Raw genomic sequence first — 8,040 nt, 5'->3', positions numbered from 1 at the left:
CCTTCCGCAGGGAAGGTGACCGGCCGGCGTCGTGAGCTGTGGGGTAACGGGTGACCTGACGGTCAGTAGCGACCGGCGTACGGGTGGATGTTGTACATGCCGCCGTAGTTCAGCGCGGTCACGGAGATGCCCATGCTGGGGTTGCGGGCGTGCGCGATCTTGCCGTCACCGATGTAGACGGCCACGTGGTACATGCTGGAGCCGCCATTGGAGGACCAGAACACCAGGTCACCGGGCTGCAGCTGGGACAGCGGGACGTACTGCTTGGCGGCCCGGTACTGATCCGTCGATGTGCGCGGCAGGTACTTGCCGGCGGCATCGAAGGCGTCGCGGGTGAAGCCCGAGCAGTCATAGCCCTTCGGGCCGTTGCCACCCCACGTGTAGTAGGTGCCCGCCTCGTTGGCCTTGTTGACGGCCCAGGTGGTGGCGGTCGAGGTCCACGAGCCCGACGTCGGCGCCGGGGTGGGCTTCGGAGCGGTCGTCTGGGTGGGCTTCGGCGCGGTCGACGTGCTCGGAGCCGGAGCCGGGGTGGTCCGGGTGGGGGTTGGGGTCGCCGTCGGGGTCCTTGTGGGAGCGGGAGAGGCCGTTGCCGTCCTCGTGGGGGACGGCGAGGCAGTCGCGGTGGCGGACGGGGTCGGCGTCGCCGTGGGAGAGGGCGTCGCCGAGGGGGTCGGCGTGGCCGATGCCGTGGGGGTGCTCGCCGGGGCCGCGGGGATCACGGGAACCGTGGTGGCCGGTGCGGTGCTCGCCGGGTCTGTGCCGGCAGCGGGTGCGGTGGTCGGTACCGGAGCGTCCGCCGGCTGCTCCTCGGCCGGCTGCTCCGAGGCGGCGATGGCCTCCTGGAGGGCGTTGTCCCGCTCGGACTGCTCCATGGCCTCGACCTGGCTGGTGGCCTCGGCCACGGTGAGGTCCTCGAGCTCGGCCAAGAGGGTGATGAGCTGCTGGCGGTCGGCCTCGTTCTGCTGCTCGGCTTCCGCCGCCGCCTGGGCCGCCGCCTCGAGGCGGCGCTGCTGCTCCTCGGCAGCGGCGGTGGCCTCCGCCTGGGCGGACTGGGCGGCCTCGGCCTGACGGGCCAGCTCCTCAGCCTCCGCGGCCTGACGTGCGGACTCCTCGGCCGCGCGGGCCTTGTCCGCGGCGACCTTCTCGGCGGTGGCCTGGTGGGCCAGGGTGTCCTCGTCGCCGAGGAGGACCTCGCCGGCGCTGGTCTGGCCCCCGCGGTACAGGTCCGCGGCCACGGCGCCGGACTCGTCACGGGCGGTGCCGGCTGCCTCGGTGGTCGCATCGGCGCGTTGCCGGGCGGCGTCGGCGGTCTCGTGACGTTCTGCCAGGGCCTCGTTGGCAGTGCGGACGCCTTCGTTGGCCTGCTGGGCGCGGGCCTCGGCCTGGCGTTCCCGCTCTGTGGACTGGCGGATGGAGGCCTGCAGGCGATCGGCCATCGCGGTCTTGGATGAGGACTGCTCCTTGGCGGCCACCACGTCATCGAGGGCGGGGATCTCCGGGCGGTCGATGTCCGGTTCGTTGGCCTTCGTCGACTGGTCGGCGCGCTGCAGGTTCGCCTGGACGGTGTCCGAGGAGGCGTCGAAGACGGCCGGTAGGGATACGGCTGCCAGGGCGGTGGCGGCGACGGCGGCCACGACGGCGGTCACGCCCACGGTGCGGCGGGTGTTCACGGCAGTTCCTCACTGTGGCACCCGTGCGAGTGGGTTGGCAGGTCCGGTCATCACCAGGATGGGCCGGACCACGGTGCGGGATGGTCACGTCACCGTCACGAGATCACTGCGCGATGGTCACGCGGCCTGCCAAAAGGCGCCACGGTAGTGACAATAGATGCACTATTGTCACAAAAGCAACACGAGTCCCATTGGAATCATAAACAACAGTGGTGTCATTTCCCGGGGAATCGCCGGGCGTGTTGCCGGCCCCGTGGTGCCGGCCCAGGGTAGAACGTTGTCTCCAGGCGGCTATCCCCAGCCCAATTCATGCAGGGTGTCGTCATCGATTCCGAAGAAGTGCGCGACCTCGTGGACCACGGTCACGGTGATCTCGTCGACGAGTTCCTCGCGGTCACTGCACATCCGCAACAACGGACCGCGGAAGACCACGATCCGGTCTGGGAGCTGGAACGGCATCTCACCCCGTTCCGTCAGCGGGATGCCGTCGTACAGGCCCAGCAGTTCCATCTGCGGGTCTTCCCATGGTTCTGGTTCGTACTCCTCCTCCACGAAGACGGCCACGTTGGACAGCCGCTGGGCCAGTGCGGGAGGGATGGCGTCCAGGGCATCGGAGACCGCCTGGTCGAAGTCCTCCTCGGACATGTCGGCGCCCACGGGGTCAGGGCCGGCGGGATCGGCGGGGTCGGTGGGAGAGGGGGTGGAGTCGTCGTTCACCCTCCCCATCCTGCCTCGTGTGCGTGGACGCAGTTTGCGGTGGGAGGCCTCGACGGCCTAAACTCCTATGGGTCCACTTCGGGAACCCGAAGCGTTCTGGCCCCCATCGTCTAGAGGCCTAGGACACCGCCCTTTCACGGCGGCGACACGGGTTCGAATCCCGTTGGGGGTACGCAGTACTTGCACGACCAGCCTTCCGGCTGGACCGGCCACTCGTGGTCAGAAGCCCGGAATCAGTCTGGTAGAGTTAGTTCTCGCACACTGGCCCTGTAGCGCAGTTGGTTAGCGCGCCGCCCTGTCACGGCGGAGGTCGCGGGTTCAAGTCCCGTCAGGGTCGCTCGGATGTTCCGATCGCCGGTTTTCCCGGTTCGGAGGATCTTGGCGATCACCGGTCTCGACCGGAGATGCCAGGCTCTGTAGCTCAGTTGGTAGAGCGTTCGACTGAAAATCGAAAGGTCACCGGATCGACGCCGGTCGGAGCCACCAGCAAGAGAAGGCCCCCACTCAGCAGAGTGGGGGCCTTCGTCGTCCTCGGTGCCTCAGCGTCGGAGGAACCACGCGGCGGAATCAGGCATCAGCTGCCCGTCCTGCATCGCCTCGTCGTGGCTGAAGATCGCCGCGGCATATTCCTCGGGGACCTCCACCGCCGCCTGGCCCATGTTGGCCATGACGAGGGCGACCTTCTCCGGGATGTGGTCACCGGAATCGAGATCATACCCGCCCTGGCCGCCGCCCGTGGCCACAGTGAACGCCAGCACGCCGAGCTCGGGGCTGTGGAAGCGGGACCACGCGAAGGTCCCGGTGCCCAGGTCCAGTTCCCCGCGGATGCCGAGCAGCTGCCGGTACAGCTCGAAGGTCGAACCGGCGACGTCGACCTGCCGGTCCGCCGCGTACGTCCCGTAGGACTCCGGCTGGGGCAGCCACGGTGCCGCGGGAGCGACAGGGGCCGCGCCGGCGTCGTGCCCGGGGGTGGCTGGGGTGACCGGAGGCCTGGTGTCAGCATGATGCCCGACGGCGAAACCGAACCCGGGTGCGTCGGCGCGCCAGGGCAGGGGGATGCGGCAGCCGTCCCGGCCCTTCTCCGCGCCCTCGGTGCGCACGAATGTGGGGTCCTGACGGAGGGAGTCATCCAGGGTTGTGTGCTCGGGCAGGCCCAGTTCGTCTCCCTGGTAGATGTAGGCGGAACCGGGCAGCCCCAGCTCGATCATCGCGGCGGCGCGGCCGCGCTTCCAGCCCAGGGCCTCGTCCGGCTGCTCGTCCTCGGCGCCGAGGCCGTTGGGATAGCGCGTGGGGTCAGCGAGCCCGAAGCGTGAGGCGTGCCGGACCGTGTCGTGGTTGGACAGCACCCAGGTGTTCGGCGCCCCGACCTTTTCGGCCTCCTGGACGGAGACCGTGATCGCATCGGACATGCGCACCGCGTCCCACCCCGCCAGAAGGAAGGTGAAGTTGAAGGCCTGGTGCATCTCACCCGGGCGGACGTAACGGAACAACCGCTCCAGCGGGGACACCCAGGCCTCGGCCACCAGCACCGGATCGTGGTCATACTCGGCCAGGACGGCGTTCCACGAACGATAGATCTCGTGGACCCCCTCCTGGTCGTGATAGGGGACGGGGTGGGCGTGGTCCTGCGGGTTGGCCTCGCGGTGGCCGGCGACGTCCTCGCCGGCATCGGGATCCACTGCGGCGGCGAGGGGCGCGGCGTCCGTGACCATGCCCGGACGGGCGTGGTGGTCCGGCAGGCCCTCGGCCTTGACGAGTCCGTGGGCCACGTCCACGCGGAAGCCGTCCACGCCACGGTCGAGCCAGAAGCGCAGGATGTCCTCGAACTCATGCCGGACCTCGGTGCTCTCCCAGTTCAGGTCCGGCTGGGAGGAGTCGAACAGGTGCAGGTACCAGTCCCCGGGTGTGCCGTCCGGATTCGTGATGCGCGTCCAGGCCGGACCGCCGAACGTGGACTGCCAATTGTTCGGGGGCTCCGCGCCGTCCTCCCCGGTCCCCGGCCGGAACATGTAACGGTCGCGGACTGCGCGGCCGGACTCGGTGTCCGGGTCTGCGGACACTGCCTCGACGAACCAGGGATGGTCGGAGGAGGTGTGGTTGGGTACCAGGTCCACGACCACCCGGAGCCCGGCCTCGTGGGCGGCGTCCAGCAGCCGTTCGGCATCCTCCAGGCGGCCGAAGAGGGGGTCCACGTCCCGGTAGTCTGCCACGTCATAGCCGCCGTCCCGCTGCGGTGAGACGTAGAACGGCGAGAGCCAGATCGCGTCCACCCCGAGCTCTTCGAGATACGGCAACTGGGCGATCACGCCGGCGAGATCGCCCATGCCGTCCCCGTCCGCGTCCGCGAAGGAACGGGGGTAGACCTGGTAGATCACCGCGTCCACCCACCAGGGGTTGACGGGGTGGTTGCGTGCCTCGGACGGTGGGGTGCTCAGCGGTCCCGTGGTCATGCGCCCAGCCTAGTGGTCCGCCGGTTCCAGGGAAGGGGTGTGCGTCAGCTCGCCCGCCCCAGTTGCCGAACCGGCAACCAACGGCGCACCATCCGGTGGTTCGCGATCACGGCGGCTTCGGTCTCGCCGTCCTCCAAGGCCTCGATCGCGGTGCGGACATCGAAGGGGGAGTCGTCCGGCCACACGAGCCGGGCCAGCCTGCCGTAGTCCAGCTCAACACGGGAATCCGGGTGGAAGGACTCCAGCCAGGACACCAGGATGGTCAGGTCGTTCAGCAGGTCCATGTCCGGGGCGTGCAGGGAGAGTACGACGGCGGCATGCCGGCCCCGCTCCAGGGCCAGTTCCAACGGCACGGTGCGGCGCACGGACTCGGGGGAGTCCGGGTCCCCGATCACGGTCACCTCATCGTCCTCGTGGACCAATGCGAACCAGCCGGCGGGCACGCCCCACACCGCGGTGCGGGTATGGACCTGGTGCAGGGCCTCGGAGTCCTCGAACTCCAGTCGCTCCGCCAGCCGCTCGATGTTGGCCTGCCGGGCCGCCTCCGGGACGAGCAAGGTTAAGATCTGCGGTCGCATCGAGTCGGCCAGCTGCTCGGCCGCCAGTTCGCTCCGCAGGGCCATCTCGTCCGGGCAGAAGTACTCGGAGACCGGGATCTCGCCGTCGGCCACGGGGACCCGCAGCACGCGGACCAGGTCACGGCCGTGCGGGAACGGGTCGGCGACGTCCCGCAGCAGCCGGCGTTGTGCCCGGAGGGTGGACTCCTGCTCGACCGCCGCGCGCGTGCGGCGGCTGGCTCGCTGGTACTCGGCCTGGACGGCGTCGGGAAAGGCTGCGAGGGGCTGGTAGACGCGCAGTTCGGACTGGTACTCCATGGCGTTCCGGCTCAGGGGCCGAGGTCCACGACCACGGGGGCATGGTCCGAGGCGCCCTTGCCCTTGCGTTCCTCACGATCGATCCAGGCGTCCGCGACGGAGTCGGCAAGAGCCGGTGAGGCCAGGACGAAGTCGATGCGCATGCCCTCCTTCTTGGGGAAGCGCAACTGCGTGTAGTCCCAGTAGGTGTAGACCCCGGGGCCCGGGTGGCGCGGGCGGACGACGTCCTGGAACCCGGCCTCCTCGAAGGCGTGGAAGGCGGCGCGCTCCGGTGCGGACACGTGGGTCAGGCCCTGGTCCCGGAAGAACTGGATGTCCCAGACGTCCTCGTCCTGCGGGGCGATGTTCCAGTCCCCCGTCAGGGCCAGGCGCAGGTTCGGGTCTGCGGCGAGATCCGCGGCGGCCTGCTCCTTGAGGACGTGGAGCCACTGCAGCTTGTAGGGCATGTGCTCGTCCTCGAGGGCTCGGCCGTTGGGGACGTAGAGGGACCACAGGCGCACCGCGTCCGCCCCCGTTCCCACGGTCGCCGCGATGGCCCGGGCCTCCTGGACCGGGTCCAGGCCGCCCTTGCCGAACGCGGGCTGGCCCGAGAAAGTGCGCTCAACGTCAGTCAGGCCAACGCGGGAGGCGATGGCCACCCCGTTCCACTGGGAGAAGCCGAAGTGAGCCACCTCGTAGTCCATGCGCTCGAAGAGCTCCCACGGGAAGTTCTCGTCCTTGCACTTGGTCTCCTGGATGGCCAGGACATCCACGTCGGTGCGTTCGAGCCAGGACTCGACGCGGTCGGCTCGGGCACGGAGGGAGTTCACATTCCAGGTCGCGATCTTCACCTGCCCAGCCTAACGAACCGGAGGCAGGAGATTCTCAGTCGAGTCCAGTGGGTATTCGCGTGCACTACCCACCCGGACTCGACAGAAAGGGGGATGGACATGGAGCGGATGGGTTGCTAGGTTAGTTACACAAGTAACGAACCAACGGACCAGGCCGACCGCGGCTGCCGGTTCCGACGCCGAGGAATGGAGCGCCGCATGGAGATGGACGCCACGCAGCCGATCTTCCGCCAGCTGGCGCTCCGGATCGAGCAGGGGATCGTGGACGGAACCTACCCGGAGGAGACGCAGGTGCCCTCCACCACCGAGTTCTCCGCGTTCCTCCGGATCAATCCGGCCACCGCCAACAAGGGGATCAATCTGCTGGTGGACACGGGGATCCTCTACAAGAAACGGGGCATCGGCATGTTCGTGGTGCCCGGTGCCCGGCAGAAACTACTGAGCTCCCGCCGCGAGGCCTTCACCCGGCAGTACATCCACCCGTTGCTCACCGAGGCGGCCCGGTTGGAGATCACTCCGGAGGACCTCTCCGAGATGATCCGCAGTACCGCCGCCGATCTCACGACCATCGCAGACACCACCCGATCAGCCCTGTAGGGGGAATCATGCACGTCACTCCCAACACCGTTCCCGAGACCGCTCCCGGCGGCATCAACCGCACGGCACGCGACGCCCCATCCGGAACCACGCCTGGCACCTCGTCCGGCACTGCGGCCGCCGCGCCCTTTGCGGCCGAGCCCACGTCCGGTAGTGGCACGGGCATCGGCCATGCCGCCGACGCCCTGAGCCACGAGGCCCGGCCGCTGCCGGCCGGGCAGCCGATCAATCCCGAGGCGGTGATCAGCGTTCGCGGGCTGCGGAAGTCCTTCGGCCGCAAGGAGATTCTGCACGGCCTCGACTTCGATATCCCCGCCAACTCCATCTGCGGCCTGCTCGGCCGCAACGGCGCCGGTAAGACCACCGCCCTGTCCATCCTCTCCGGGCAGGACCGGGCCACCCAGGGGGAGGTCTCCGTGATGGGCCGGGAACCCTTCGAGGACGTCGAGACGGCCTCACACCTGTGCTTCGCCCGGGAGAACCAGAAGTACCCGGAGTCCTTCAAGGCCGGGCACGTGCTGAAGTCCGCCCCCTGGTTCTTCGAGAGCTGGGACCAGGAATTCGCCGAACGGCTGGTGAGGATGTTCCGGCTGCCGGTGGAGACCAAGATCCAGAAGCTCTCGCGCGGACAGCTGTCCTCGGTGGCGATCGTCGTCGGCCTCGCCTCCCGGGCCCCGCTGACATTCTTCGACGAGCCCTACCTCGGCCTGGATGCCACCGCCCGCCAGCTGTTCTACGACGTGATGCTGCAGGACTACCTGGAGCACCCCCGCACCATCGTGATGTCCACCCACCTCATCGATGAGGCCGCGGACCTGTTGGAGAAGGTCCTGGTGATCGACGACGGCCGGATCCTCATGGACGCCGACTCGGACTCGGCGCGCAGCGCCGCCTTCTCCCT

The 8,040-nt window shown here is 69.0% G+C and carries 7 protein-coding genes and 3 tRNA genes; 5 read left to right on the top strand and 5 right to left on the bottom strand.

The window, feature by feature from the left end; translation table 11 throughout:
• Positions 1–62: 62 nt before the first annotated feature.
• Together ABD134_RS08575 and ABD134_RS08570 are read right to left on the bottom strand one after the other, a co-directional pair.
• Positions 63–1,670, bottom strand: a complete 1,608-nt coding sequence (locus tag ABD134_RS08575) for a C40 family peptidase (protein ID WP_344228632.1) — start codon at positions 1,668–1,670, stop codon at positions 63–65.
• A 291-nt stretch (positions 1,671–1,961) separates the two neighbouring features.
• On the bottom strand, positions 1,962–2,315 hold the full coding sequence (locus ABD134_RS08570) for a metallopeptidase family protein (protein WP_344230800.1): 354 nt from the start codon (positions 2,313–2,315) through the stop codon (positions 1,962–1,964).
• A 171-nt stretch (positions 2,316–2,486) separates the two neighbouring features.
• On the opposite strand from ABD134_RS08570, the gene ABD134_RS08565 reads away from it, so the two are divergent.
• The 3 genes from ABD134_RS08565 (at position 2,487) to ABD134_RS08555 (ending at position 2,873) form a co-directional block, all read left to right on the top strand.
• Positions 2,487–2,559, top strand: a tRNA-Glu gene (locus ABD134_RS08565).
• Positions 2,560–2,650: 91 nt separating this feature from the next.
• Positions 2,651–2,724, top strand: a tRNA-Asp gene (locus ABD134_RS08560).
• Positions 2,725–2,797: 73 nt separating this feature from the next.
• Positions 2,798–2,873: transfer RNA gene (locus ABD134_RS08555), tRNA-Phe, on the top strand.
• Positions 2,874–2,926: 53 nt separating this feature from the next.
• Here ABD134_RS08555 and ABD134_RS08550 read toward each other — a convergent pair.
• From ABD134_RS08550 to ABD134_RS08540, 3 genes are read right to left on the bottom strand one after another with little or no spacing between them, the layout of a single operon-like run.
• Complete coding sequence (locus tag ABD134_RS08550) at positions 2,927–4,837, bottom strand: glycoside hydrolase family 13 protein (RefSeq protein WP_344228631.1); 1,911 nt, start codon at positions 4,835–4,837, stop codon at positions 2,927–2,929.
• Between the two features lie 44 nt (positions 4,838–4,881).
• The gene (locus tag ABD134_RS08545) at positions 4,882–5,712 is read right to left on the bottom strand and encodes a DUF8083 family protein (protein WP_344228630.1); all 831 of its coding nucleotides are present in this window, start codon (positions 5,710–5,712) and stop codon (positions 4,882–4,884) included.
• Between the two features lie 11 nt (positions 5,713–5,723).
• Positions 5,724–6,542 (bottom strand): exodeoxyribonuclease III, encoded by an 819-nt coding sequence (locus ABD134_RS08540; protein ID WP_344228629.1) that lies wholly within the window; start codon positions 6,540–6,542, stop codon positions 5,724–5,726.
• Between the two features lie 198 nt (positions 6,543–6,740).
• Here ABD134_RS08540 and ABD134_RS08535 point away from each other — a divergent pair, with 198 nt between their 5' ends.
• Together ABD134_RS08535 and ABD134_RS08530 are read left to right on the top strand one after the other, a co-directional pair.
• Positions 6,741–7,139 carry a GntR family transcriptional regulator gene (locus ABD134_RS08535; protein WP_344228628.1) on the top strand — a complete coding sequence of 133 codons (399 nt, stop codon included), beginning with the start codon at positions 6,741–6,743 and terminating at the stop codon, positions 7,137–7,139.
• Positions 7,140–7,147: 8 nt separating this feature from the next.
• A partial coding sequence (locus tag ABD134_RS08530; RefSeq protein ID WP_344228627.1) for an ATP-binding cassette domain-containing protein occupies positions 7,148–8,040 on the top strand: 893 nt, incomplete at its 3' end.

The sequence above is a fragment of the Citricoccus alkalitolerans genome (genome assembly GCF_039528175.1).
GTDB classification, from domain to species: Bacteria; Actinomycetota; Actinomycetes; order Actinomycetales; family Micrococcaceae; genus Citricoccus; species Citricoccus alkalitolerans.
Note: the sequence above shows the minus strand (reverse complement) of the source record. Positions and strands in the feature narration are given on the sequence as shown.